Consider the following 25,327-nt stretch of genomic DNA (forward strand, 5'->3'; position numbering starts at 1 on the left):
GAAACGTGGCACATGCTGAGGACGCGGCCCGCACTCCCCCAGGACGGAGGGCGTGGGGCCGCGTCAACGTTTCATTGGTGTTTGACCGGCAGGTCATCCGTTGGTAACACCTGTCGGTGACGATGGATGCACGCACCGCTCCCGCACCTACCCCTGCTTCTCCGAACAGATCAGAGGGAGTCACCCACCATGCAGGCCGCGCCGCTCCGCGCCACCACCGCCACCAGCCCCGCCCTCCCGCTCCCCTCGGTCACCGGCGCCCTGCGTGCCGTCGAGGCCGTGCTGATGCGTGGCGGCCAGCGCACCGCCCGTCGTAACGCCTGGACGTCGGTCCTGGAGGACCGCGCCCGCGCCAAGGACCGCCACGAGGCCGAGTACGTACTGGAGGCCGCGGCGACCCGTCGTCCGCACGCCACGTAAACTTCGCTGTATGGCGAGGAAGGCAAACTCAGACGGCGCTGCCGGCGCTGAGAACACCGGGCGGCTGAAGCAGATCGCCCTGACCTACAAGATGACCCGTCGGGTCGACTCCAAGGTCGGTCTTGTCGTCGCTGGTGTAGGCATCGTCGTATTCGGCGTTCTCCTTGCCATCGGCTTCGCGATCGGCCACCCCATCTACGCGGGGATCCTGGGCTTCGTCCTGGCCTTCCTCGCGATGGCGATCGTCTTCGGACGGCGCGCCGAGCGAGCTGCCTTCGGGCAGATGGAGGGCCAGCCCGGTGCGGCGGCCGCCGTGCTGGAGAACGTCGGCCGCGGCTGGACGGTCACCCCCGCGGTGGCCATGAACCGCAGCCAGGACGTGGTCCACCGCGCCGTCGGCAAGGCCGGCATCGTGCTGGTCGGCGAGGGCAACCCGAACCGTCTCCGTGGCCTGCTGGCCGCCGAGAAGAAGCGGATGGCGCGCACCGTCGCCGACGCCCCCGTCCACGACATCGTGGTGGGCGACGGCGAGGACCAGGTGCCGCTGAAGAAGCTCCGTACGACCCTGCTGAAGCTGCCGCGCGTACTCCCCGGCGCCCAGGTGACGGCCGTGAACGACCGGCTCCGCGCGCTCGGCGACCTGATGAGCAACATGCCGGTCCCGAAGGGCCCCATGCCGAAGGGCATGCGGATGCCCAAGGGCGGCGGCAAGACCCGCTGACCGCCCGCCGGACCGACACCAGACCGCACAGCGACGCCCCGGACCTCTGGGTCCGGGGCGTTTCGTATGGGGGGCTCGCCGGGGCGGCGTATGCGAGGGCCGTCCGGCCCGTCACAGGCAAGTCGTCACGAGTGCCCGCGTCGGCACGAGCGACCCGTCCGGGCCGTCCAACGCGTCACAAACGTCCCCGGCGCCCCGCTTGCCCCCTCACCCGCAACGGGTCACAGACGGACCTGTACGGCGCGTGTGACGCGATCGTGCAGCCCCCGCCCGTCCTGGTCCCACACCACCGCCGGGATGACCACCACCAGCAGCACCGTGCGCAGCACGACCCGCGGCAGCGAGAGCCGGCCACCGTCCTCGGAGATCACCCGCAGGCCCAGCAGCCGCTTGCCGGGCGTGAAGCCGACCGTGCCGACCGTCAGCACGCTGAGCACCGCGAAGACCACCAGCGCCCAGTTGCTCGCCGCCTGCGCCTTACCGCCGCTGAGCAGGCCGTACGCGATGAGCAGGCACAGCGCCCAGTCGATGAAGAGCGCGGCGAAGCGCCGCCCGGGGCGGGCGATCGAGCCCGGCCCCTCCTCCGGCAGCCCGAGCTGCTGCCCGCGGTATCCGAACTCGACACCCATGTCCTCGGCTGCCGCGCGGGGCCCGGAGATCCACGATCCGATTGCTCGCCTGTTGTCCACCCGACCACGGTACTGCGACCGCATACGTTCCCTTCCCGGAGGGCCGGTGAGGACGCGGGGACGGGCCACGGGGACCGGCCGCGACGGGCGCCCCGGCAGGGGGCGGGACGGCTCGGCGGGCCCCCGGACGGGGCGGCGGCAGCGGGCGCCCGGAACATCCCTCTTTGGCGCACACTGGGAGGTAAGGGCGGCCGCCGCCGGTTAACCTCGGCGAAACAAATGGGTCATGCTTGGGAAATCCCGCCTGCCTATGGTCGGGCATCGCGCCACCGCACAGGGTCGCGTTCCGAGTAGCAATCCCGCGTCCGCCGACCGGTGACCGGGCTAGGAGGAGTTGGATGTTCCAGAACGGCGACGAGGCCAAGAAGTTCATCGCGGACGAAGACGTGAAGTTCGTCGACGTCAGGTTCTGCGACCTGCCCGGTGTGATGCAGCACTTCACGATCCCGGCGAAGGCGTTCGACCCGGCCGAGGAACTCGCCTTCGACGGCTCCTCGATCCGCGGCTTCCAGGCCATCCACGAGTCCGACATGGCGCTCCGCGCGGACCTGTCGACGGCCCGTGTGGACCCGTTCCGCCGCGACAAGACCGTCAACATCAACTTCTTCATCCACGACCCGATCACGGGCGAGCAGTACAGCCGTGACCCGCGCAACATCGCCAAGAAGGCCGAGGCCTACCTCGCCTCCACCGGCATCGCGGACACCGCGTTCTTCGGTCCCGAGGCCGAGTTCTACGTCTTCGACAACGTCCGGTTCGAGACGAAGGCGAACGAGTCCTTCTACCACATCGACTCCGAGGCGGGTGCCTGGAACACCGGCTCGGAGGAGAACAACCGCGGCTACAAGGTCCGGTACAAGGGCGGCTACTTCCCGGCCCCGCCGGTCGACCACTTCGCCGACCTGCGCGCCGAGATCTCCCTGGAGCTGGAGGCGGCCGGCCTGGAGGTCGAGCGCCAGCACCACGAGGTCGGCACGGCCGGCCAGGCGGAGATCAACTACAAGTTCAACACGCTGCTCGCCGCGGCCGACGACCTGATGCTCTTCAAGTACATCGTGAAGAACGTCGCCTGGCGCAACGGCAAGTCCGCGACCTTCATGCCCAAGCCGATCTTCGGTGACAACGGCTCCGGCATGCACGTCCACCAGTCGCTGTGGCAGGGCGGCAGCCCCCTCTTCTACGACGAGCAGGGCTACGCGGGCCTCTCGGACACCGCCCGCTACTACATCGGCGGCATCCTCAAGCACGCCCCGTCGCTGCTGGCCTTCACCAACCCGACGGTGAACTCCTACCACCGCCTGGTCCCCGGCTTCGAGGCCCCGGTCAACCTGGTCTACTCGCAGCGCAACCGCTCCGCGGCCATGCGTATCCCGATCACGGGCTCGAACCCCAAGGCCAAGCGCGTCGAGTTCCGCGCCCCGGACCCGTCCTCGAACCCGTACCTCGCCTTCTCCGCCCTCCTCCTCGCGGGCCTGGACGGCGTCAAGAACAAGATCGAGCCGGCCGAGCCGATCGACAAGGACCTCTACGAGCTCGCCCCCGAGGAGCACGCGGGCGTCCCCCAGGTCCCGACCTCCCTCCCGGCCGTCCTCGACGCCCTCGAGGCCGACAACGAGTACCTCCAGCAGGGCGGCGTCTTCACCTCCGACCTGATCGAAACCTGGATCGACTACAAGCGCACCAACGAAATCGCCCCGATCCAGCTGCGCCCGCACCCGCACGAGTTCGAGCTTTACTACGACATCTAAGAACGCCGCAGGTCAGAGCGGATTTCCGCTCCCCTGGGCCGTCTCTGGGCCGTCGGCCGTGTTCTTCCACTCCCGGAAGACGCGGCCGACGGCTTTTTCGTAGTGCCGCGAGGGCACGCGGCCCGCTGCCCCCGCTGGGCAGGACTACGCGGTCACCCGCTGCCCTTCACCCGCGGCGGCCCGGAGTAGTAGCCCGGCGAGTTCGTCGGGGGCGGAGAGCATCGGCCAGTGCCCGGTGTCGAGTTCGAAGAAGGTCACGTGCGGCTCGGTGAGTACACGGAAGCGCGGGTCCCCCGAGCGCACCAGGGACTCGACCATGGCGATGCTCATCTGCGTGCCGGTACAGAAGACGCCGCTCGTCGGCAGCTCGGCGGCGGCCCCCGACAGCCGGAGCGGCTGGGTGAGCGGACCCAGCGGCTGTGGCGCGGCCAGGCGGACGAGCCGGGCCAGCGCGTCCGCGGGGACGCCCGCAACGCTGTTCCGGGCCTGCACGTCGTCGGGTGACGGCGGGGGGATGCGCCAGCCGTCCTCGGCCTGTTCGGCCCGTTGCCGCCATCCGTCGCGGACCGCCGGGTCGGGCTCGAATTCGTCCACCAGGCCGTGCACCGAGAAGCCGTCCATCGGCAGGGGCGCCGACACGTACACGATCCGGGAGACCCGTTCCGGGCGCCGGTCGGCGGCGCCCAGCGCCGGAAAGCTGCCGTGGCAGTGGGCGACGAGCACCACCTCCGGCGCGTCCAAGTGATCGATGAGCTGCACCAGATCCTCGATATGGGTCTCCAAGTCCGTTCCTGGGCCCGCCAGATGACGGCGGTCGCCCATGCCCGTGAGCGTCGCCGGGTAGGCCTCGGCTCCCCGCTCCCGTAGCCGATCCACCACGTCCTGCCACAGCCAGCCGCCCATATGACCGCCCGCCACCAGCACATACGTCGTCATCCATGCCTCCTCGCACAGCTTGGCTGCGCGGCCGACCCCCGTTGAGCCGGCCGCGCATGCCGTTACGGTAGGAACTCCCCCTGAGGGAGGTTCAAGGCATGAACGTCTCCGCGTCCCCTGATGGCATGTGGAGCATCGGCGAACTCGCCGAGCAGGCAGGCGTCACCGTCAAGACCGTCCGCTTCTACTCGGACCGCGGCCTGCTGCCCGAGGCCACCCGCAGCGCCGGGGGCCACCGTCGGTACGGCCCCGAGGCCCTGGACCGGCTCCGCCTGATCCGTTCGCTGCGCACCCTCGACCTGCCGATGCCGCAGGTCGATCGGGTCCTCGCCCAGGAGGACGCGCCGGGCGCGACGGACGCCCTGGAGGACGCCGTCGCCGGGCAGCTCCGGGAACTCGGCACGCAACTGTCCTCCCTGCGCTGGCGGGAGGCCGCCCTGCACCTTCTCCGCGACTGCACCCCCGAGGAACGCGCCGACCGCCTGCGCCTGATAGGTGCCGTGACCATCCCGCCCAACACGGACGCCCTGGCCCGCTTCTGGCGTCACGTACTCCCCGGGCGACTCCCGGCCCGCCTGCTCTCCACGCTGCTCGAAGCGGCGGTGCCGCAGCCGCCCGCCGACCCGACCCCGTCCCAGGTCCTGACCTTCGTCCGACTGCACGCCGTCGCCACCGACCCCCACGTCCGCGACATCGACATCCGCCGCCTCGCAGCCCGGACCCCCGACGCGGCCTGCCGCCCGGCCGTCCTGTACGAAGGGCTTGCCGAGGCGTGCGCGCTCGCCTCGGCGGACGTACGGGACCAACGGCCTCCGCACGCGGGCGAAGCCCTCGACTGTTTCGTCAGCGCCCACGCCGGCTTGCACAACACGCAGGACACCCCTGCCTTCCGCCGCCAACTCAGCGCCCAGCTGGCCCAGCTCGCGCATCCCCTCATAGACCGCTACTGGCAACTCGCCGGCGAACTCCCCTCCGCTTCCTCGCAGCCGACCATCGGCGCCATGGACGACTGGCTCCGCGCCGCGCTGGACGCGGAGGTCGCCCAGATGAAGGAGTCCGATGGGTGTGCCGGCCGCGACCATGGGGAAGAGCGTCCGCTGGCTCGTGCGTGACCCACCTGGCCGGCCACACCGGCTACGGTCCCCGTCGCCTTCGTCCAGCTGTTGGCCGTCGGCCGTTTTCTTCCACTCCTGGAAGACACGGCCGACGGCCATGCCCGCGGCTCACGTCCTGGGCATGAATTCGGGCAGGGTGAGGGCCGAATGGGACGGTCGGCCCTCCGTGGGGGGCATGGTGCTGAGGTTGCGGAGCATCTGGTTGCGCTGCTCCAGGGCCCGGGCGGTGGTGGGGAAGAGGGTGGCGTCGCCCTTGCCGACCTGGTCCTGGTTCGCGGTCACGAATGCGCGGGTGTGATGTTCGTAGGCGGCGAAGCCTGTGGTGTGGTCCCGGTCGGACAGGGAGCCGGCGAGCATGTACGCGCCGACGAGGGCGAGGCTGGAGCCCTGGCCGGTGAGGAACGAGGGGGCGTACGCGGCGTCGCCCAGCAGGGCGACCCGGCCGTGGGACCAGTGGGGCATGCGGATCTGGCTGACACGGTCGAAGAACAGGTCGTTCGCGTCGCGCAGGGCGGCGAGCATGCCCGGGACCTGCCATCCTGCGTCGGCGAAGACCGTGGCGACCAGGTCCCGTTGGGCTTCGGGGTTCCGGAACGCGTCGAAGGGCGGTTTCGGGTGGGCGAAGTTCAGGAGGGCGTGTACGTCGTCGTTGTCTCCCACGGCGTAGAGTGCCGCGGCCCTGCCCGGGGTGTTCCACATCACGGTCTCGTGGGAGAGCCCGAAGGTGTTGCGCAGGGTGAATCCGGCGAAGCAGTAGCCGAGGTACCGGTGGAACTGCCCTTCGGGGCCGAACAGGAGCTCGCGGGTCCGTGAATGCAGTCCGTCCGCGCCGAACACCATGTCGAAGGTGCGCCTGCTGCCCCCGCGGAAGGTGACGTCGACCCCGTGGCCGGACTGGTCGAGGGTGTCGATGGAGTCGTTGAACAGGAACTCCACGTCGTCACGGACCGCCGTGTGGAGAGCGGCGGTCAGGTCCCCGCGCCGCACCTCCAGGTCCTGTCCCGCGACACCGCCGGTGAGGGTGTACGGGTTGACCGAGGCGACCTCGCTGCCGTCCCCTTCGAGGAAGGTCAGCCGGCGCAGGTCGATGTGCGCGTCCAGCAGCCGCGGCAGGATTCCCATCTTCCGGACGACCTCAAGCGCGGTGCCGCGCACGTCGATGGGGTAGCCACCGCCGCGAAGCGCGCTCGCCTTCTCGACCACCGTGACCGCGAATCCGTAGCGGTTCAGCCAGTACGCGAGGGCGGGTCCCGCGACGCCGGCCCCGGATATCAGGACCTTGCGCGTCCGGGTGGTACGGATATTCCTTAACTGCTCGGCGCGGGTCATTCCTTGACTCCTTTGCTCAGGGTGCGGGCGACGAGCAGGGACAGCGCCGTGACGGCGCCGGCTATGACGAAACCGGTGACGAAGGCCGATTCGGCCGGGACATCCGAGCCGGAGGGCGTCGCGGCGGTGAGGATCGCACCGCCGAGTTGTGCGCCCACGGCGAAGCCGATCACGCGCGTCACCAGGACCAGGCTGGTGGCGATACCGGTGTCACTTCGATCGACGGAAGTGGCGGTGCCGGTCACCATCGCCGTGACGCAGAGGCCGTTGGCGAGCGAGATCATCACCTTGGCGAGGACGAGGTGCCAGACCTCGGTGTGTACGGCCGCCAGGGCGAGCAGGGCGACGGCCATGAGGACGAGCCCGGTGATGACCACGGCACGCGAGCCGAAGCGGCGCGCGCCGATACCGCTCATCGGCCCGGCCAGCGACGCGGCCACGGCGCCGGGCAGCAGGAAGAAGCCGATCTCGGTGGCGCCGGCCCCGAATCCGTACGCGTGGGAGGGCATCGCGAACAGCTGTGGGACGAGATAGACCGCCACCGAGGTGCCGACGCAGATCACGAACGTCAGCACACACGACTTCCACAGCGTGGGCCGGGCCAGCATGCGCAGATCGACCATCGGCGAGGCCGCGCGACGCTCGACGGCGATCCATCCGGTCACGAAGGCGGCCAGAACCACGATGAGGGCGCCGAGCGCGAGTGGCTGCGAGCCGATGTCGGGCGCCAGCGCGAGCGCGAGCATGAGCGTGATCAGTGTCCCGCTCAGGAGAAGCAGACCGGGCCAGTCGATCCCGGCGCCGTCCGAGCGGCGCGGCGGATCATCCGGCATCAGCCTGTTCACCAGCGTGGTGGCCCCGATGACCGCGATGGTCGGCAGGGCGAACATCCAGTGCCGGGACAGTCCTTCCGCCACGGGCCCGGCCGACAGGGTTCCCGCCATCCCCCCCCCGACGAACAACCCGCTGACCACCCCGATGGCCACCTTCGACTCTTCCGCGGGGAGGTGCGCGCGCACCAGGATGAACGACAGGGGCAGCGCGCCCACCATCGCCCCCTGAAGTATCTGACCGAGCAGCAGCACCGGCAGGTTCGGCGCCAGGGCGGACACCAGACCACCGGCACAGACCACCGCCATCAGCCGGATCAGGACCCGTTTCCCGCCGTAGCGGTCGCCCAACTTGCCTGCGACCGGGGTGACGAGCGCGCCGGTGATGAGGAGCACGATGCTGAGTAACGCCCCTTCGGCGGGGCTCAGCTCCAGTTCGCGTTGCAGGAGCGGGAGCGTCGGTGTCACCACCGACTCCAAGGCACCGGTGGCGACCGCCAGCATGCCGAGGGCCGCGACAGCGGCCTTCGCGAGGCGAACCGGGGGAGCCAGAGTTGCGGTCATGGACGTCCTTTCCGTCATGGCCGGGCGAGGGCTGGGCCGGCCGTACGCGTAGCGCTGCTGCCTTGCCGGGCCCGGCGCGGACACTGCGGCTTCACGCGGGGCGCGTTGCGCTGGGGGGCTTTGCGGGCAGGTCCGAGGTCGTCGGGCGGAGTGAACTCGGGTGGGCGGTAAGTGAGTTGGCGTAAGCACGGCTCCGCCGGGCGGTGCGGGTGGATGGGTGCGGCACCCACCGAGCTGACGTTACACTACACCGTGCAGTGTAGTTCGGTTAAGATGTGCCCATGCCGACCACGAAGACACTGCGCGAGGGGTCCACGCGGAAGCGGGCCGCCATCCTTACGGCGGCCCGGGAACTGTTCCTCGCCGACGGCTTCGACCGGTCCAGCGTCGACGCGGTCGCCGCCCGGGCCGAGGTGTCCAAGCGGACGGTCTATGACTACTTCGGCGACAAGCAGACGCTGCTGCGCGCGGTCGTCGACGCCGTCGGCGAGTCACTGATCACCACGATCCGGGGCACCCTCGACGACACCCTCACCGGCCTCACCGAGGCCGCCGAACTTGAGGACGCCCTGGTCACGTTCTCGATGCGGATCGCGACCGACATGCTCGGCTCGGCGGAGTACGCCACGCTGCAACGTCTGGTCCGGGCGGAATCCGGCAACCTTCCGCACCGGGGCTACAACTCCATGGCCGACACCCCCGACGAGGCACTTGCCGAGCGGTTCGCCGCCCTCGGCGCGGCCGGGCTGCTCGATGTACCCGATCCCCGGCTCGGGGCCGACCAGTTCATCGCGCTGACCTTCGGCGTCGCGCTGGACCGGCTCGGTTCCGCGAATGCGGCGGAGGACACCCGCGTCCGGCCCCTGGTCGTCGAGGGAGTGCGGACCTTTCTCCGGGCGTACCGGATGGTGTAGGGCGGTGCCGACCCGGGTTCGTCAAGGCGGCCGGGATCAGCTGTGGGTGTCCAGTGCCTGGAGGGCTGCCGGGAGTTGGCGGCGGCCGGCGATGTCCAGTTTGCGGAATCCGGCGGTGAGGTGGTTTTCCACGGTGCGCTGCGTGATGAACAGTTCCTCCGCGATCTCGCGGTTTGTCAGACCGTTTGCCGCCAGGGCGGCGCCTCGTCGTCCTCGGCGACCAGGTACCAGGACGGGATCGTGAGCCAGGCCGGTTCGGCGGACGGGGTGGAGAAGCATGCCGGGGCGGCCGGCTTCTGCACGGCGGCCAGCGTGGCGGCGCGGGAGGGATGGAGATCCGCGGCGAACACCTGCCGGTACCGGTCGGGGTCGAGCCACATCCGGCCCTGGTCGTCCAGTTGGACCGCTTCGCCGACAGGCGACGGGAAGTGGGCCAGGAGGTCATTGCCGCGCTCGCCCTTCTGGGGCGCGAAAGCCGCTATGTACACCAGGGCGGATACGTGCGGCGCGCCGTGGGCCGCGTTGGTGATGACCGCGCCGCCGTACGACCATCCGGCCAGCACGACCGGGCCCGGCAGCCGGTCCACCATCTGCCGGGTGTACGCCACGTCCTCCTCCATGGAGGTCAGCGGCAGTTGCACGGCATGCACCCGGTGTCCGGCGGCGTGCAGGAGCGGGATCACCTCGCTCCAGCTGGACCCGTCGGCCCACAGTCCGTGTACCACCACGATGTCAGTCACAACCATCAACCCTTGTGCTCGGATCGGAGTCCGACCCGCTTGGTGCCGGTCGGCGAAGCTTTCAGGGATCAAGGCTGTCGGACCGGAGACAGCCAGGGATCACGGAATACCCGTGAGATTTCCGTGCGGACGCCCGTCCGCCGCCCGGCCGTGGGTGACCAGTTCGCCGACCACCGGCTCCGCGCTGAACTCCCGCTTCGCCAAGCCCCGTTCGGGCTGTTTCGCCGCTGCGGTGAGCATGATTTCGCCGCGGTCACCGCCGGCCAGGGTGCGGCGATGGGCCCACGCCACGGCCTCCGCCGGGCGCCCGCTCAGGGCTGGTTCGTCACAACCCAGGCGGCGACTTGAGCACGTGAGGTGAAGCCCATTTTGGTCAGGATGCGGTCCACATGCCCTTCCACGGTGCGCCGGGAGATGACCAGCTGTGCCGCGATCTGCTTGTTGGTCATGCCCTCGGCGACCAGGTCGGCGACTTCCCGCTCGCGGCGGGTCAGGGGCGCGGACGCCTCCTGTGCGGGCGGCGGTGGACCGGGCGAAGCGGAGTCGTGCAGCGCGTAGGCGACGGCCTGCTCCAGGGTCAGCGCCCGCCCCCCTTGCGTGGATGCGTCGAACGCGGCGGCATCCAGTTCCTTGCGCAGCTGTGCCTCGAACTTCTGGTGGCCCGTCTGGAGGTGGCCCAGTCCGGTGAGCGTGGATCCGGCGACCTGCCATGCCGCGTCGGCCGCGCCCATCAGCGTCGCGGCGCGTTCCTGGAGCCCCGTGGCGGCCGCGCACCAGCCCAGTACCTCCAGGCACTGAGCCACTCCGCACTGGTCGTAGGACAGGGGCTTGTCCCGCAGGGCCTGCCGCACCAGAGTGCCCGCCCGTTGATACCGCCCGCGCCGGTGCTGGTCCAGGCCCAGGGCCCACAGTGCGTGGGTGCGCGACCACGCGGCACCGTGCTCCTCGCACAGGGCCAGGAACCGCTCGGCGTGCAGGGTGGCAGCCGGGTCGTCGACACTGACACAGGCGCTCGTGAGCATGCAGGCGGTGACGGCGGCACTGCCGGTGTCCCCGGCGGCCTGATGCCGGGTGAAGGCCTCTTCCAGCAGCGCGATCGCGCGGGGGAAATCCGCTTGGAAGAGGGCGACTAGGCCCTCGAGATGCACCACGCTCCGGGCCAACTCCCGCTGCTCTCCCAAAACGGACGCCATGGCCCGGCACTCCTCGATCCGCGTGCGCGCGGCGCGGATGTCTCCCTGGAGGACGGCCACCAGCCCGTCGACGAAGAGTGCCTTGGTCCGGAGGGGGCTGGGCTCGTCATCGAGTGCTAGGGCCCTGCCGAGCCACTGGCGGCCCTCGTGGAAGGACCCGTAGCCGAGCGGGTGGCTCCACAGCGAGGCCGCCAGGCCCATCGCCGCCTGTGCCTGACCCGGCTCGCCCAGCGTGAACGTGAGCGCTGCCTGAAGGTTGGCGTGCTCGATGCGCAGCCGGGTGAACCAGGCCATCTGGTCCGGCCCGAACCACTCGGCTTCGGCTTGCCCGGCCATCCGGCGGTAGTGGTCCTGGTGCCGTTGGCGCAGCGCGGGCTCCTCGCCCGAGGCGGCCAACTGCTCCCGCCCGTATTGGCGGAGGGTGTCCAGCAGCCCGTACCGCATGCGCGTGCCCTGCTCCTCGCAGGTCAGTACGGACTTGTCGACCAGGCCGGTGATCAGGTCGAGAACATCCTGCCGGTCGATGCCCGCACCGGAGCAGATCTCTTCGGCCGCCTCCAGATCGAAACCGCCGGACAGTACGGAAAGCCGCGCCCACAGCAGTTGCTCCTGCTGCGTGCACAGGTCGTGGCTCCAGTCGATCGCCGCCCGCAGGGCCCGCTGACGCGGCGGGGCGGTCCGCGGGCCGGCGCCGAGCAGCCGGAAGCGGTCGTCGAGACGGCTGAGTATCTGAGGCGCCGACAGGACCCGCATCCGGGCTGCCGCCAGTTCGATCGCCAGTGGCACCCCGTCCAGCCGGCGGCAAATCTCCCCGGCCACCGCGGCGTTCTGCGAGGTGAGCGTGTAGTCCGGCCGCACGGCGGCGGCACGATCGGCGAACAGGGCCACGGCTTCGCTGTGCTCCGCGGACAGCACGGGACCGGACAGCACCATCGGCGGCACCGGGAAGACCTGCTCCCCGCCCACCGCCAGTGCCTGACGGCTGGTCGAGAGCACCAGCAGCTCGGGGTTCGCGGCCAGCAGGGCCGCCACCAGTTCCGCGCAGGCATCCAGCACGTGCTCGCAGTTGTCCAGCACCAGCAGCATCCGCTGATCGGCTATGTGTTCCACGAGGCGGGGCAACGGATCACTCAGCGCCTCGCGGCCGACCCTCAGCCGCGCCGCAACGGTCCGGGCGACCTGGCCCCCGTCCTCCAGCGCAGCCAGCTCCACCAGCCACACCCCGCCCGGAAAGGACCGCCGTACGTCGGCGGCCAGGCGCAGTGCCATCCGGGTCTTCCCGATCCCGCCGGACCCTGTGAGGGTCACCAGCCGGCCGCGCGACAGCAGCGCCCTGGCTTCGGTCAGCTCACGCCGCCGCCCGATGAACCGGGTCGTCTCGGCAGGCAGCGTGCCGGGCTCCCGCACATGGCCTCCCATGCTGCGCACCCTAGCCGCCCCCGACACAGCGGGCAAACACGTGTACGGGCTGGCATATGGCGCCATACCGAGCAGTCTTCATGAAACGTCCCATATCGCCTGGGGTCTTCCACCGGCCACGGACGGTGCCCGCCCCACAGCCGCACGCACGGGTGGGTGGGGGCCGCGCCGTCCCCGGCGTGGCCCCCACCAGCGGTGGGTCTCAGGCGCCGTGCCGGCTCAGGAAGTTGGTGATGAGCTGCTGCCACTCCTCGGGCCGTTCGACCATCGGCAGGTGGCCGGTGGGGATCTCCGCGAACTCGGCGCCGGGGATCGACTCGGCGAGCCGGCGGTGCAGGGCGGGGGGAGCCAGGTGGTCGACGGTGGTGGAGATGACCAGGGTGGGGACGCGGATGCCGGCGAGGTCGTCGCGGACGTCTATCCGGCGGACCAGGTCGGCGTGCTCGACGGTGCCGTCGGCGATGTCCGCGGCGGCGTAGGTGAGGGCCTCTTCGAGCTGTTCGGCGGGCATGGCCTCCATGGCCTGGGGGCTGAGGGCGTGCGGGAAGAGGAACTCGCTCACCAGGCGGTTGTCGCCGGTGGCGGCGAGCTTGCCCCAGAGCCTGACGGTGAGGGCCTGCTGGTTGTTGGGGTGGGCCATGGTGGCGGACAGGACGAGGGCGGTGACGCGCTCGGGGTGGAGCGCGGCGGCGCGGATCGCGACGGGGCCGCCGAGGGAGTAGCCGTGCAGGGCGAAGGTCTCCAGGCCCTCGGCGACGGCGGCGGCGACGAGCTGGTCGGCCAGGTCGTCCAGGGACAGCGGCGTGGTGGAGCGGGGAGTGCTGCCGCTGCCGGGGTAGTCGACACCGACCACGGTGTGGTGGGCGGCCAGGCCGTCCAGGATCGGGCCGTAGGTGCCGGCGATGCTGCTGCCGGCACCGTGGGCCAGGGCCAGGCCGGGGCCGGAGCCCACGACGGTACGGGCGTAGGTCGCCTCGGGAAGGGTGCGTGCGGACATCAGTGCTCATTCCTTACGGGTGGTGGTGATCAGCGGGATGGGGCAGCGGGCTGCCGCGGTGCGCGGCCGCCGGCACCCGCTGAAGCACCAGCAGGGCCCCGCCCCTGAACTCCGCCGCCCACCACTCTCCCGGCGCACCGCAGTCCTGAGCAGGTGAGAAATACCCGCATCACTACCTGCTCCGCGCCTACCTGAACGCCGCATGCCACCTGGCATTACGGCTGTTGGGGCCGGCGGCTCGTCGGAGCGGCGGTGCCTCGCCCCACTGACCGGGATTGACGGGCCGCCCCGGGCTCGGCTCCGGGCTCGGCTCCGGACCGCCCGGCCGCCCCGTCGGCACGCGCCGGTCACACCCTCCGGGCAGACTGGCGTTATGCCTGAATTGCCGGAAGTCGAGTCGCTCGCCCAGTTCCTCGCCGACCGTCTGGCCGGGCGGGCCGTCGGCCGGGTGTACCCCGTGGCCGTGCATGCGCTGAAGACCTATGACCCGCCGGTCACCGCGCTCGAAGGGGGTGCGTGCGAGGGGGTGACGCGGCACGGGAAGTTCCTGGATCTCCGGGTGGGGGCGCTGCATCTGGTGCTGCACCTGGCCAGGGCGGGGTGGGTGCGGTGGAACGACGCCCTGCCGGCGGTCCCGCCGCGGCCCGGGAAGGGGCCGCTGGCGCTCCGGGTGCGGCTCGCCGGTCCGGACGACGGGGCGGGGTTCGATGTGACCGAGGCGGGGAGTCAGAAGCACCTCGCCGTGTATGTCGTACGGGATCCGCAGGAGGTGCCGGGGGTGGCGCGGCTCGGGCCCGATCCGCTCGGCGAGGACTTCACTCAGGCCGCCTTCCGTGCGCTGCTGGAGGGCGAGCGCCGGCAGATCAAGGGCGTGCTCCGCGATCAGCGCGTGCTGGCGGGGATCGGCAACGCCTACTCGGACGAGATTCTGCACATGGCCCGGATGTCGCCGTTCAAGGTGGCCGCGACGCTCTCCGGGGAGGAGGTGGAGCGGCTCTACGCGGCGGTCGGGAGCACCCTCACGGAGGCGGTCGAGCGGTCCCGCGGGCTGGCTCTGAAGGACCTGAAGGCGGAGAAGAAGAGCGGGCTGCGGGTGCACGGGCGGAAGGGGGAGCCGTGCCCGGTCTGCGGGGACGCGGTGCGCGAGGTGTCGTTCAGCGATTCGGCGCTCCAGTACTGCCCCACCTGCCAGACGGGCGGCAAGCCCCTGGCGGACCGGCGGCTGTCCCGGCTGCTGAAGTAGCAGGGACGGCCGCCGGCCCGCCCGGGACGGTCAGTCCGCGGACGTCAGCAGCTCCCGGAGTTCGGCCACCGCCTCGCGGAGCCGGTCGGCGAAGACCTCCATCGGGCCGGCCACCGCCAGGGGGGTGCTCAGGTAGAGGTGGAAGCGGTCGGGCAGCAGGACGTAGGCGACGCCGATACAGCGGCTGCTGGTGGAGCCGAAGCCGAAGTACTGGATGTTCTCGGACGGGGCGGAGCTGGTGCTCAGGTAGTCGTCCCGCATCGTCAGCCAGCCCGGACTCCGGTAGAGGGCGGGCTGCTCGTTGACGCCGAGTTCCGCGCCGCGCCGCCGCTGGATCAGCTCCAGCTCCCACAGATGCTGCTCGGGGGCCTGGCCGGCCTGGCACTCCTTGGCGCGCGCCACATGCTTCCCGGCAGCGGTCCGGAACGCGGCCCGGCGGTCGTCCGGCGAGGCCGTCGGGTCCTCCATCGCGGCGACGAACGCCTGGATCTCCGGGGTGACGACGCGCATCGCCTCGGTCCGGCCGTGCCGCCACTGGCGGGTGGCGATCGACTCGTAGGTGGCGCCGAGGTGTCCCTTGGCGCGCTGATGGGCGAGCTGGTAGGCGAGCTGGACGAAGGCGTCCGGTGAGGCGCCCAGCGCCTTGGCGGTGGTGCTGCCGAAGTCGTCGAAGGAGACGGTGCGGGTGGCGGTGTCCGCCCCGTACTCCGCGAAGGCTCCGGCGGCGTCGCGCACCTGCGCCCGGAGGGCGTCGTCCAGCTCGAAGAGGACCGGCTCCAGGGACGGGAGCCCCTGGGAGCGGGCTCCTGAGCGGGCGGAGTGTTCCTCGGCCGGGGCGCTGAGCAGGGCGTCGGTGAAGCTGAGGATGGTGGTCCCGTCCAGCTCGCAGTGCTCCACGTTGATGCCCGCCCGGCCGTCGGCGAAGACGATCAGGGAGACGGCCTTGTCGAACCAGCGGTTGCCGCCGTCGCCGTACAGCAGCTGGTCGCAGGCCTCCTGGACGTCCGCGGGGGCGGTGTCCTCCAGGCAGACGCAGAACAGCGCGGTCTCGATGTCGTCCAGGGCGTCGGCGTTGCGGGGGTGGTGGGCGCGCAGGGTCTCCCGGGTGGCGGCCCACTCGGCGCGCGCCATGGTGGTGAGGTGGCCGACCGAGGTGCCGGCCGCGGCCGGTTCGGCGCCGGCCTTCTGTACGGCGCGCAGGCCCGCTTCGAGGTCGTCGAGGCTGTGCGGGACCCCGTCCGCGCCGAGCACCTCCATCCGGAACAGGTTGCCGCGGTGGAACACCACGATGTGCCGGGCCCCGGACGGGCCGGGCCAGGCGTCGGTGTAGGGGCTGCGGACGGTGTCCTGTTCGGTGCCGGGAATCCGGGTGGCGGAGAACAGGAACCGGTTCTGCACCATCGACTGGGGCACGCCCCGCTGCACCACCGGCGGGATGACCTCCTGGTCGAGCCGGCGCTTGTAGTCGACGGCGCCGGCGATGAGCCCGGCCGCCCGCTCCACCTGGGACTGCGGCTGCCCGGGGGCGGGGTCGCGGAACAGGAAGAAGAAGTTGGCGTTGAGCGCGATCCGGTCCCGGCGGCCCAGATAGCGGTACGGCCAGAAGGTGTCGAGCCAGCTGTGGACGCCCTCCGTGGCGTCGTACTCCTCCAGCGCCGCCTGAAGCACCCGGCCGGGGCCGCCGGGGCGGAGGAAGGCGGCCACCTCCGCCTCGGTCGCCGCCCGCCGGTCGTCGGTCAGCAGCGGCGCGCACCAGGCGAGGAACCTCTCGCAGCTCGCTTCCAGCGTGGGCAGCGGCACCCGCGGGAGGCTGTCCTCCTGGGCGAAGGTCGTCATGGCGGCCCTTTCCTGACGGTTATTCAATTCTGCTCTCTCGATTCGGATCGTGGGGACCTGTGCTGTCACTCATCCATGGTCGCGCCGTCACCCGCCGTATCCGTCACCCCATGGCGTGGGGAGCGGGGGCGGTGCGCGTACGGCGCGGCGTCCGGGCCGTCCGCTAGTCCAGCAGCCGGTCGCCCCGGACGGCCCGGCCCTCGGCCGCGGTGTGGGCGGGCAGGACCCGGCCGAAGAGCTGCCGGGTGCGGGCCACGCTTCCGATGACGCCGGGCCGCTCGCTGTAGGCGAAGATCGCGGAGTGGCGCGCGGTCTTCCCGCGCACCGGACTCACCCGGTGGAGCGAGTAGCGGCCCTTGAACAGCTGGAGGTCGCCGGGGTGCAGCGGCAGGCGGCGGATCAGCCGCTCGCCCCGGCCGTCCAGGACGTCCCGGACATCGCCGAAGCGCTCGTCGTGCGCGGAGCGGATGTTCGGGCAGTACTCGAAGACGCCGCCGTCCTGCGCCTGCCGGGTGAGCATGCTGACGGTGAACTCGTTGGTGTCGAAATGCCAGGGGTGCTCCATGCCCGGGGCGACGACATTGAGCACCAGCCCGGAGAGCGGGTCCGCCAGCTCGTGCAGCCGCGGCAGTCCGAAGCAGCGGGCCAGGAAGTCCTGGAACAACGGGTCGGAGTAGAGCCGGCTGATCAGAGAGTCCGCCGGCACCCGGTCCCGCGGGACGAAGGCATTGCCCCGCTGGAAGGTCCGCCGGCCGGGGTGGCCGGCCGGCAGCTCCTCGTCCACCGCGATGTTGTAGACGTTGACCGTCTCGACGTCGAAGTGCGCCTGGGGGGCGATGACGGCGCACTCCTGCTCCAGCGCCGCGCGGAGCGCCGGGCGGACGAAGTCCGGCAGCACGGTGCAGCCGAGCGTCCGCAGTTCGTGCCGGGCCCGGGAGATCACGGCCTGTGCCCCGGCACTGCCGGGCTCCGGCAGGGGGTACCGGGCGGTGTCGACCACCTGGTCGAGCGTGAGGGCTTGCGCAGTGCTCATTCGATCCTCTCCACATACGGGCAGACCGTCGTGCCACTCCTCTTGCCGCAACTCCGGCGAGGAGCAGCAGAGTTGAAGTTCCCACAGCGTCGCCGGGTTGTCTGTGACACGTGGCACTGCGCGACCCCGTAACTGCGCGCCGTGCGGTGCGGAGCCGGGCACCCTGGCGTGCGGCGGAGTCGTCTGCGTCACGTTTTTTGCAACTTGTTGCATAACTCGCGAGGGCTGGTCTACAACTACTGCCACGACCACCGCGCCTGGAGGCCCCCCATGAGCCAGTACCCCCACCTGATGAGCCCCCTCGACCTCGGGTTCACCACCCTGCCCAACCGGGTGCTGATGGGGTCGATGCACATCGGGCTGGAGGAGGCCGAGAACGGCTTCGCGCGGATGGCCGCCTTCTACGCCGCCCGCGCACGGGGCGGCGTCGGCCTGATGGTGACCGGCGGTATCGCGCCGAACGACGCGGGCCGGCCGTACGAGGGCGGGGCCAAGCTCACCACCGAGGCGGAGGCCGCGCAGCACCGGACCGTGACCGAGGCGGTGCACGCCGCGGGCGGGCGGATCGCGATGCAGATCCTGCACTTCGGGCGGTACGCGTACCACGCCGATCTGGTCGCACCGAGCGCACTCCAGGCGCCCATCAGCCCCTTCCCGCCGCACGCGCTCACCGACGACGAGGTCGAGCAGACCATCGAGGACTATGTGCGGGCGGCGGAGCTGGCGAAGTCCGCCGGGTACGACGGTGTCGAGATCATGGGCTCCGAGGGCTATCTGATCAATGAGTTCATCGTCGGCGCGACGAACCAGCGCACGGACCGGTGGGGCGGCTCGTACGAGAACCGGATGCGCTTCCCGCTGGAGATCGTCCGCCGCACCCGGGAGCGGGTCGGCACCGACTTCATCCTGATCTACCGGCTCTCCATGCTGGACCTGGTCCCGGGCGGTTCCACGCTGGAGGAGGTGGTCACCCTCGCCAAGGAGATCGAGGCGGCGGGGGCCACGATCATCAACACCGGTATCGGCTGGCACGAGGCCCGTATCCCCACCATCGTGACCTCGGTGCCGCGCGGCGCCTACACCTGGGTGACGAAGCGGCTGATGGGCTCGGTGACCATCCCGCTGGTGACCAGCAACCGCATCAACACCCCCGAGGTCGCCGAGGAGTTGCTCGCCGACGGACGCGCCGACATGGTGTCGCTGGCCCGGCCCTTCCTCGCCGACCCGGACTTCGTCGCCAAGGCACGGGACGGCCGGGCCGAGGCGATCAACACCTGCATCGGCTGCAACCAGGCCTGCCTCGACCACACCTTCAGCGGGAAGATCACCTCCTGTCTGGTCAACCCGCAGGCCTGCCACGAGACCGAGCTGGTGCTCTCCCCCACCCGGCGGCGCAAGCGGCTCGCCGTGGTCGGCGCCGGGCCCGCCGGACTCGCCTGCGCCGTGTCCGCGGCCGAGCGCGGCCATGCGGTCACCCTCTTCGACGCCGCCGCCGAGATCGGCGGGCAGCTGAACATCGCCAAGCGGATCCCGGGCAAGGAGGAGTTCGAGGAGACCCTGCGCTACTTCCGCCACCAGCTCGACAGCCTGGGCGTGGACGTCCGGCTGAACTCCCCGGTCACGGCCGCGGACCTCGGGGCGTACGACGAGATCGTGGTCGCCACCGGTGTCACCCCGCGCACCCCGGAGATCGAGGGCATCGACCACCCGAGCGTCGTCAGCTACCTCGATGTGCTGCGGGACGGGGCGCCGGTCGGCGCACGCGTCGCGATCATCGGGGCGGGCGGCATCGGCTTCGATGTCGCGGAGTTCCTCACCGACGCGGGCGACGCGGCGAGCCAGGACCCGGAGGCCTACTTCCGCGCCTGGGGCGTAGACACCGGCTACGGCGACCGCGGCGGGCTGCGCGCGCCCGAGCGCCCCAAGGCCCCGCGGCAGGTGCATCTGCTCCAGCGCAAGACGTCGAAGGTCGGCGCCGGACTCGGCAAGACCACCGGCTGGATCCACCGTGCGGAGCTGCGGCACCGGGGCGTGACCAGCGTCGCCGGGGCGGCGTACGAGCGGATCGACGACGAGGGCCTGCACCTCACGGTCGACGGCACCGCCACCACGCTCCCCGTGGACACCATCGTGCTGTGCACCGGGCAGGAGCCGCGCCGGGACCTGTACGAGGAGCTGCGGGCCGAGGGGCGCAGCGTGCATCTCATCGGCGGTGCGGACGTCGCCGCGGAGCTGGACGCCAAGCGCGCCATCAAGCAGGGCACGGAGCTGGCGGCGGCCCTGTGAGCTGCGGCGGCGACCGGGGTGTGGCGGGCCGCGCGGGCCCGCCGCCCCTCGCCGCCGCGACCTAGGGTCTGTCCGATGGATCATGGCCGGGTCCGCGGCGTCTGGCACGGCCTATCCGACCCTGACCCATCGGACAGACCCTAGGATTCCCCCATGTCACTCCCGCACGCGATCCTCACCGCCCTGCTGGAGAAGCCGTCGTCGGGGCTGGCGCTGACCCGCAGGTTCGACCGGTCGATCGGCTACTTCTGGTCGGCCACCCATCAGCAGATCTATCGCGAGCTGGGCAAGCTGGAGCAGGCCGGGTTCATCCGGGCGCTGCCGAGAGAGCAGCCGTCGCGGGGGCAGAAGAAGGAGTTCGAGGTGCTGCCCGCGGGCCGGGCCGAGCTGACCCGCTGGGCCTCCGGCGAGCAGGAGTCCAAGCCCATCCGGGACGCGCTGCTGCTGCGGCTGCGGGCGTCGGCGGTGGTGGGGCGGGCCGGGCTCGATGAGGAGCTGCGGCGCCATCTGGCTCTGCACCAGCGACAGTTGGCGGAGTACCAGGAGATCGAGAACCGCGACTTCGGGGCGGCGGCGGACCCGGAGGACCGGTTGCGGCGGCTGGTGCTGCGGGCCGGGATCGGGCTGGAGACCTTCTGGGTGGAGTGGCTGGCGGAGGCGCTGGCCGAGGTGACGGACATGGACGGCGCGACGGCCCCGGGGGACGGCGCGGGCGGCTAGGGCGTGTCTTTTGGATCAGCCCTGATCAGGCCGCGGCGTCTGGTGCGGTGCATCGCAAGGCGGAGCCTCTGCCGCGTACTGGGCGTACTCGGGTGAGGCGACAACGCCGCGAGGTGCCGTGCCAGACGTCGCGGCCCCGGGGTGATCCGAAAGACACGCCCTACGCCGCACCGCGGGCACGGCAGGGGGCGGCCGGCCCCGGGGAAGTCCCGGGGCCGGCCGCCCTGTTGATGCGCCGGGTGCCGTCAGCAGTTGTCGTAGATCAGGGCGCGCACCAGACGGCAGGTCGTGTCGGACGGGGCGTGCACCCCTATTTCGGCCGCGGTGCTGCGGATCTTGCGGTTGTGGGCCTGCTCGGGGCGGTAGACGCCGGTGTCGAGCAGGGCGATGGCCAGCCGCATGGCCTTCAGGCGGCGGTTGTGCGATTCATACCGCTCGCGCGGCCATCCGGCGGGCAGCGGCTTCCTGGGCAGCGGGTGGGCCGGGAGAGGCTTCGTCATGAGTGTGGCAGCGGCCATCGGCGACCTCCTGGAGCGTGGATGAACCCTCACTGACTGGTTCCCATTCTACTGGCCACCACTGACAAAAGCCCCTGGCCAGAGGGGATTTGACGGCCGGAGAACGCCCCTCGAGCGCGCCCCGGGTCAGACCGCGGCGGCCATGGCACGCAGCCGCGTTTTGTCCGGCTTGCCGACGGGCGTGAGCGGGATGGCGTCGACGGGATGGACCGCGGCCGGGGCGTACAGGGCCCCCTGGTGTTCGATGACGAAGGCCCGCAGAGCGGCGGGGTCCACCCGGTGGCCCGGGGCCGGGACGACCGCGGCATGCACCTCCTCGGTCTCGTCCGGCCCGTGCACCCCGTAGACGGCGCAGTGGGCGACCGCCGGGTGGGTGTGCAGCAGATCCTCGACCTCCGCCGGGTGGACATGGCCGCCGACGACGATGATCACGTCCTTGACCCGGTCGACGAGGTAGAGCCGGCCGTCGTCGTCCAGGATGCCGACGTCGCCGGTGCGCAGCCAGCCGTCACCGGGCAGCACCTGCGCGGTCAGCTCCGGCTGCTTCCAGTAGCCGGTCATCACACCGGCGGAGCGTACGTGGACCTCGCCCCGCTCCCCCGCCGGCAGCTCCCGCCCGTCCGCGTCCCGGATGGCGAGCGTGACGCCGGGCAGGGCGCGGCCGGCGGTGATCCGGCCGCCGGGCCCGGTGGTGCGGTGGTCCTCCGGACGGGCCTCGCTGATCGTCATCGCCTCGGACATGCCGTACACCCCGTACAGCACCGGCCCGAAGACCTCGGCGGCCCGCGCCAGCCGGGAGGCCGAGGCCGCGCAGCCGCCATAGGTGATGCGGGTGAGGGAGCTGAGGTCGGTGGCGGGGAGCGCGGGGTCGTCGAGGAGGCGGTAGAGGAGCGGGGGCAGCAGCCAGAGGTGGGTGATGCGGTCGCGGGCGACGGCGGCGAGGACGGCCGCCGGGTCGAAGGCGCGGTGCAGCACGACGGTGCCGCCGGCCGCGAGGGTGGCATCGGTGAGGACGCCCGCGAGATGGGCGAGCGGGGTGCAGGCGAGGAAGCGGGGCGGGTCGCCGGCGCCTTCCATGCGGTGGTGGCGGAGCATCCCGGCGTACGGGGCGTGCGGCATCCGCACGCCCTTGGGGACACCGGTCGTGCCACCGGTGTGCCGGATGCACCAGTCGTCCTCGGGCCCGACGGCGCCGCCCGGCACCTCGGGCGTGGCGGGCAGGGCGGCGCAGGCGGCCAGCAGGTCGGGGACCGGGCCGTCGGCCGCGGGCGCCGGGCCCAGGGTCAGCACCTCGGGCGCGGGACCGCGGGTGTGCCGAAGCAGCGACCGCGCGGTGCCGTACAGGGCCGGGTCGACGAGGAGCAGGGCGGTCTCCGCGCTCTCGGCGATCCGGGCCAGGGTCTCGGCGGCCATCCCGTCGTAGAGGAAGACCACGCGGGCGCCGAGGTGGTTGGCGGCGTAACGGGCGGCGAGCACCTCGGGGCGGTTGCCGCTGAGGAGGCTGACGGTCCGTCCGTGGCCGATGCCGCGGGCGGCGAGCACGGCCGCCATCCGGTGCACGGTGTCGTAGAGGGCGCCGGCGGTGACCTCGTCGCCGTCGTCCGTGGTCAGGACGGGCCGGGACCGGTCGAGGGCGAGGGCGGTGAGCAGCACATCGGTATAGCTGGTGAAGCCGGAGGCGGGCGTCATGGCGTGGGGCTCCCTGGGCCGGTGCGGACAGCTGACGGCCCTGACGCTACGGACCGCCGCTGATGCCCTCCACGACCAATTTCGCCATGTGGTCATGCCTCCAGAGGCATCAGCGGGTTCAGCCTCTCCTCGGCCGCCGCCAGGATTTCGGTGACCCGGAGGCCGAAGTGCACATCGCAGGCGTTCGGCAGACCGGTCGCGGCGGCGGCGAGCAGGGCGTCGACGGCGCGATGGTAGGCCGGTTCGGGGCCGTCCAGGCGGCGGGGCAGGGTGGTGATTCCGGCGGTGCCGCGGAGGGTGATCTCGACACCGGCGGCCGCGGCGGGGGCGGCCAGGCCGACCGTCGCCGTACTGGCCGCCCCGCTGCTGTGACGCATCGTCAGCAGCACCGTGTCGGCCGGGCCCCGGGTGGCGGTGACCGCCTCCGCGTCCCCGAGGACCGGCAGCAGCACCGACAGCGCATGCGGGCCGACGTCCCACAGCCCGCCCTTCGTACGGCGCCAGGGCGAGGCGGCGTACGGGCTGGAGCTGTCCTCGGCGAAGACCGAGCCGAGCCAGTCGGCGTGCGCGGTGAACCAGCCGCCGGCCGCGGCCTGGGCGGCGATCCACTCCCCCTCCTGCTCCCCGAAGCGCGCGGTGAAGAAGACCACCGAGGCGACCCCCGCGCGGTCGGCGGCCGCGGCCAGCGCGCGGGCCTCGGGCACGGAGGTGGCAACCGGCTTGTCCAGGAGGAGGTGGCGGCCGGCCTCGGCGGCGCGGACCGCCAGCGGGGCCTGGACGGCAGGCGGCAGCGCGATCGCGACGGCGTCGCACGCCGCGAACAGCTCATCGGGCCCGTCGTACGGGCGGGTGTGGTGGACCTGGGCCAGCGCCGCGGCGGCCTCCGGACGGCGCCCCCAGATACCGGTGAGCTCGACACCGGGGTGCGCGGCGAGGGCGGGGGCGTGGACCCGCCGCGCCCAGGGGCCGGTGCCGAGGAGTCCGATGCGCAGGGTCGTCATAGGGGCCAGTGTCTCGTGGGTGCGGGGCGGGACGCCGATTTCACGGGCCGCGCCGTGGGCCGCACCCGCCTGAGGTCTCCGTCACATCGAATCAGCGAGAAGCCAGGCACACCAAGACGGCAATCACAGGTTCCCGGCGAAGAAAACCTTGGAAAAGCCTGGATGTCCGGCTAGGTAACCTGCGGTTCACAAACGAGCAACGGACGAGAAATGGCGCGTTGCGAGAGTGCTCAGGTACGCCCGCACCGTACCCGCACCGACCGTGAAGAGGACCCCGTGACCATCAAGGCCGAGTACATCTGGATCGACGGCACCCAGCCGACCGCCAAGCTTCGCTCGAAGACCAGGATTCTGACCGACGGCAGCAAGCTGCCGCGGTGGGGCTTCGACGGGTCCAGCACCAACCAGGCCGAGGGCCACGCGTCGGACCTCGTACTGGAGCCGGTCTTCAGCTGCCCGGACCCGATCCGCGGCGGCGACCACCTGCTGGTGCTGTGCGAGGTGCTGCACACCGACCTCACTCCGCACCCCTCCAACACCCGTGCGCTGCTGCGCCCGGTCGCGGAGAAGTTCGCGGACCAGGAAGCCATCTTCGGCATCGAGCAGGAATACACCTTCCTCAAGGGCGACCGTCCGCTCGGCTTCCCCGAGGGCGGCGGCTACCCGGCCGCGCAGGCCGACTACTACTGCGGTGTGGGCGCGGACGCGATCTTCGGCCGGGAGATCGTCGAGAAGCACCTCGACCTGTGCCTGGCGGCGGGGCTGGGCCTGTCCGGCATCAACGCCGAGGTCATGCCCGGCCAGTGGGAGTTCCAGGTCGGCGCGCTGCCCGCGCTGGAGGTCTCGGACCACATGTGGGTGGCGCGCTGGCTGCTGCACCGCGTGGCGGAGGACTACGGCGTGACCGCCTCGCTGGAGGCCAAGCCGGCCAAGGGCGACTGGAACGGCGCGGGCGCGCACACCAACTTCTCCACCCGGGCGATGCGTGAGGGCTACGACGCGATCATCACCGCCTGCGAGGCGCTGGGCCAGGACGGCAAGCCGCTGGAGCACGTCCGCCAGTACGGCACCGGCATCGAGGAGCGGCTGACGGGCGCGCACGAGACCGCCCCGTGGGACGCGTACTCCTACGGCGCCTCGGACCGTGGTGCCTCGGTGCGTATCCCCTGGCAGGTCGAGGTCGAGAAGAAGGGCTACATCGAGGACCGGCGGCCGAACGCCAACGTCGACCCGTATGTGGTCACCCGCCTGATGGTGGACACCTGCTGCACCGAGCTGGCGCGGCGCATGCAGGTCTGACGCCTCCGGGTGAGCGGGTGAGCGGGGCCGGACCGGACGGGTCCGGCCCCTCCGCATGTCCGGGGCGGTGGGGTCCCGTTGCCGCCG

22 protein-coding genes and 1 pseudogene are annotated in these 25,327 nt (G+C 71.6%); 9 read left to right on the forward strand and 14 right to left on the reverse strand.

Annotated elements, in window-relative coordinates; all coding sequences use genetic code 11:
- Window positions 1–189 precede the first annotated feature (189 nt).
- The gene (locus QT196_RS11390) at window positions 190–420 is read left to right on the forward strand and encodes a hypothetical protein (RefSeq protein ID WP_085925360.1); all 231 of its coding nucleotides are present in this window, start codon (window positions 190–192) and stop codon (window positions 418–420) included.
- A gap of 10 nt (window positions 421–430) precedes the next feature.
- Window positions 431–1,141 (forward strand): DUF4191 domain-containing protein, encoded by a 711-nt coding sequence (locus QT196_RS11395; protein ID WP_085925359.1) that lies wholly within the window; start codon window positions 431–433, stop codon window positions 1,139–1,141.
- Window positions 1,142–1,362: 221 nt separating this feature from the next.
- Here QT196_RS11395 and QT196_RS11400 read toward each other — a convergent pair whose 3' ends face one another.
- The gene (locus QT196_RS11400; RefSeq protein WP_290354838.1) at window positions 1,363–1,830 is read right to left on the reverse strand and encodes an RDD family protein; all 468 of its coding nucleotides are present in this window, start codon (window positions 1,828–1,830) and stop codon (window positions 1,363–1,365) included.
- Window positions 1,831–2,168: 338 nt separating this feature from the next.
- On the opposite strand from QT196_RS11400, the gene glnA reads away from it, so the two are divergent.
- A complete protein-coding gene (gene glnA, locus QT196_RS11405; RefSeq protein WP_085925357.1) occupies window positions 2,169–3,578 on the forward strand; it encodes a type I glutamate--ammonia ligase in 1,410 nt (469 codons plus the stop codon).
- A 144-nt stretch (window positions 3,579–3,722) separates the two neighbouring features.
- Here glnA and QT196_RS11410 read toward each other — a convergent pair whose 3' ends face one another.
- Window positions 3,723–4,514, reverse strand: a complete 792-nt coding sequence (locus tag QT196_RS11410; RefSeq protein ID WP_168478759.1) for an alpha/beta fold hydrolase — start codon at window positions 4,512–4,514, stop codon at window positions 3,723–3,725.
- Window positions 4,515–4,612: 98 nt separating this feature from the next.
- Between QT196_RS11410 and QT196_RS11415 the strand changes: the two genes are divergently transcribed.
- Window positions 4,613–5,626 (forward strand): MerR family transcriptional regulator, encoded by a 1,014-nt coding sequence (locus QT196_RS11415; RefSeq protein WP_266730470.1) that lies wholly within the window; start codon window positions 4,613–4,615, stop codon window positions 5,624–5,626.
- A gap of 111 nt (window positions 5,627–5,737) precedes the next feature.
- Here the strand turns inward: QT196_RS11415 and QT196_RS11420 are convergent, their stop codons facing one another.
- A complete protein-coding gene (locus QT196_RS11420) occupies window positions 5,738–6,958 on the reverse strand; it encodes an FAD-dependent monooxygenase (RefSeq protein WP_168478760.1) in 1,221 nt (406 codons plus the stop codon).
- A complete protein-coding gene (locus tag QT196_RS11425) occupies window positions 6,955–8,352 on the reverse strand; it encodes an MFS transporter (protein ID WP_266730473.1) in 1,398 nt (465 codons plus the stop codon). Before QT196_RS11425 ends, QT196_RS11420 begins: the two co-directional genes overlap by 4 nt.
- A 281-nt stretch (window positions 8,353–8,633) precedes the next feature.
- Here QT196_RS11425 and QT196_RS11430 point away from each other — a divergent pair, with 281 nt between their 5' ends.
- Complete coding sequence (locus tag QT196_RS11430) at window positions 8,634–9,266, forward strand: TetR/AcrR family transcriptional regulator (protein ID WP_266730475.1); 633 nt, start codon at window positions 8,634–8,636, stop codon at window positions 9,264–9,266.
- A gap of 36 nt (window positions 9,267–9,302) precedes the next feature.
- Here the strand turns inward: QT196_RS11430 and QT196_RS39370 are convergent, their stop codons facing one another.
- The 5 genes from QT196_RS39370 to QT196_RS11450 all read right to left on the reverse strand — a co-directional run bounded on the left by QT196_RS39370 (window position 9,303) and on the right by QT196_RS11450 (window position 13,615).
- The gene (locus QT196_RS39370; protein WP_353962380.1) at window positions 9,303–9,545 is read right to left on the reverse strand and encodes a helix-turn-helix transcriptional regulator; all 243 of its coding nucleotides are present in this window, start codon (window positions 9,543–9,545) and stop codon (window positions 9,303–9,305) included.
- A complete protein-coding gene (locus QT196_RS11435; RefSeq protein WP_266730477.1) occupies window positions 9,443–10,006 on the reverse strand; it encodes an alpha/beta hydrolase in 564 nt (187 codons plus the stop codon). The genes QT196_RS39370 and QT196_RS11435 overlap by 103 nt, the downstream gene beginning before the upstream one ends.
- Before the next feature lie 99 nt (window positions 10,007–10,105).
- The gene (locus QT196_RS11440; RefSeq protein ID WP_168478765.1) at window positions 10,106–10,297 is read right to left on the reverse strand and encodes a hypothetical protein; all 192 of its coding nucleotides are present in this window, start codon (window positions 10,295–10,297) and stop codon (window positions 10,106–10,108) included.
- A 20-nt stretch (window positions 10,298–10,317) separates the two neighbouring features.
- Window positions 10,318–12,618: a LuxR C-terminal-related transcriptional regulator gene (locus tag QT196_RS11445; RefSeq protein WP_266730479.1), complete on the reverse strand. Its 2,301-nt coding sequence runs from the start codon at window positions 12,616–12,618 to the stop codon at window positions 10,318–10,320.
- A gap of 202 nt (window positions 12,619–12,820) precedes the next feature.
- Window positions 12,821–13,615, reverse strand: coding sequence for an alpha/beta fold hydrolase (locus QT196_RS11450; protein WP_266730481.1), 795 nt, complete (start codon window positions 13,613–13,615; stop codon window positions 12,821–12,823).
- Window positions 13,616–13,988: 373 nt separating this feature from the next.
- On the opposite strand from QT196_RS11450, the gene QT196_RS11455 reads away from it, so the two are divergent.
- Window positions 13,989–14,858 carry an Fpg/Nei family DNA glycosylase gene (locus tag QT196_RS11455; protein WP_168478768.1) on the forward strand — a complete coding sequence of 290 codons (870 nt, stop codon included), beginning with the start codon at window positions 13,989–13,991 and terminating at the stop codon, window positions 14,856–14,858.
- Window positions 14,859–14,888: 30 nt separating this feature from the next.
- On the opposite strand, the gene QT196_RS11460 is transcribed toward QT196_RS11455, so the two are convergent.
- Both QT196_RS11460 and QT196_RS11465 read right to left on the reverse strand, forming a co-directional pair.
- On the reverse strand, window positions 14,889–16,694 hold the full coding sequence (locus QT196_RS11460; RefSeq protein WP_266730484.1) for a choline/carnitine O-acyltransferase: 1,806 nt from the start codon (window positions 16,692–16,694) through the stop codon (window positions 14,889–14,891).
- 163 nt (window positions 16,695–16,857) lie between these two features.
- Complete coding sequence (locus tag QT196_RS11465; RefSeq protein ID WP_168478770.1) at window positions 16,858–17,727, reverse strand: arpA protein; 870 nt, start codon at window positions 17,725–17,727, stop codon at window positions 16,858–16,860.
- Window positions 17,728–17,938: 211 nt separating this feature from the next.
- Here QT196_RS11465 and QT196_RS11470 point away from each other — a divergent pair.
- Window positions 17,939–20,013 (forward strand): annotated as a pseudogene (locus tag QT196_RS11470) (NADPH-dependent 2,4-dienoyl-CoA reductase).
- Between the two features lie 153 nt (window positions 20,014–20,166).
- Window positions 20,167–20,733, forward strand: coding sequence for a PadR family transcriptional regulator (locus QT196_RS11475; RefSeq protein WP_266730487.1), 567 nt, complete (start codon window positions 20,167–20,169; stop codon window positions 20,731–20,733).
- Between the two features lie 245 nt (window positions 20,734–20,978).
- On the opposite strand, the gene QT196_RS11480 is transcribed toward QT196_RS11475, so the two are convergent.
- From QT196_RS11480 to QT196_RS11490, 3 genes are all read right to left on the reverse strand, one after another.
- Entirely contained in the window at window positions 20,979–21,251 is a 273-nt protein-coding gene (locus tag QT196_RS11480; protein ID WP_168478773.1) for a hypothetical protein, read from the reverse strand.
- Window positions 21,252–21,377: 126 nt separating this feature from the next.
- Window positions 21,378–22,940: an AMP-binding protein gene (locus QT196_RS11485; protein WP_266730489.1), complete on the reverse strand. Its 1,563-nt coding sequence runs from the start codon at window positions 22,938–22,940 to the stop codon at window positions 21,378–21,380.
- A 92-nt stretch (window positions 22,941–23,032) separates the two neighbouring features.
- The gene (locus QT196_RS11490; protein WP_168478775.1) at window positions 23,033–23,941 is read right to left on the reverse strand and encodes a Gfo/Idh/MocA family oxidoreductase; all 909 of its coding nucleotides are present in this window, start codon (window positions 23,939–23,941) and stop codon (window positions 23,033–23,035) included.
- A gap of 276 nt (window positions 23,942–24,217) precedes the next feature.
- Between QT196_RS11490 and glnII the strand changes: the two genes are divergently transcribed.
- Window positions 24,218–25,240 (forward strand): glutamine synthetase GlnII, encoded by a 1,023-nt coding sequence (glnII, locus tag QT196_RS11495; RefSeq protein WP_168478776.1) that lies wholly within the window; start codon window positions 24,218–24,220, stop codon window positions 25,238–25,240.
- Window positions 25,241–25,327: the final 87 nt, after the last annotated feature.

The organism is Streptomyces sp. P9-2B-2 (genome assembly GCF_030406865.1).
Classification (GTDB): Bacteria; Actinomycetota; Actinomycetes; order Streptomycetales; family Streptomycetaceae; genus Streptomyces; species Streptomyces platensis.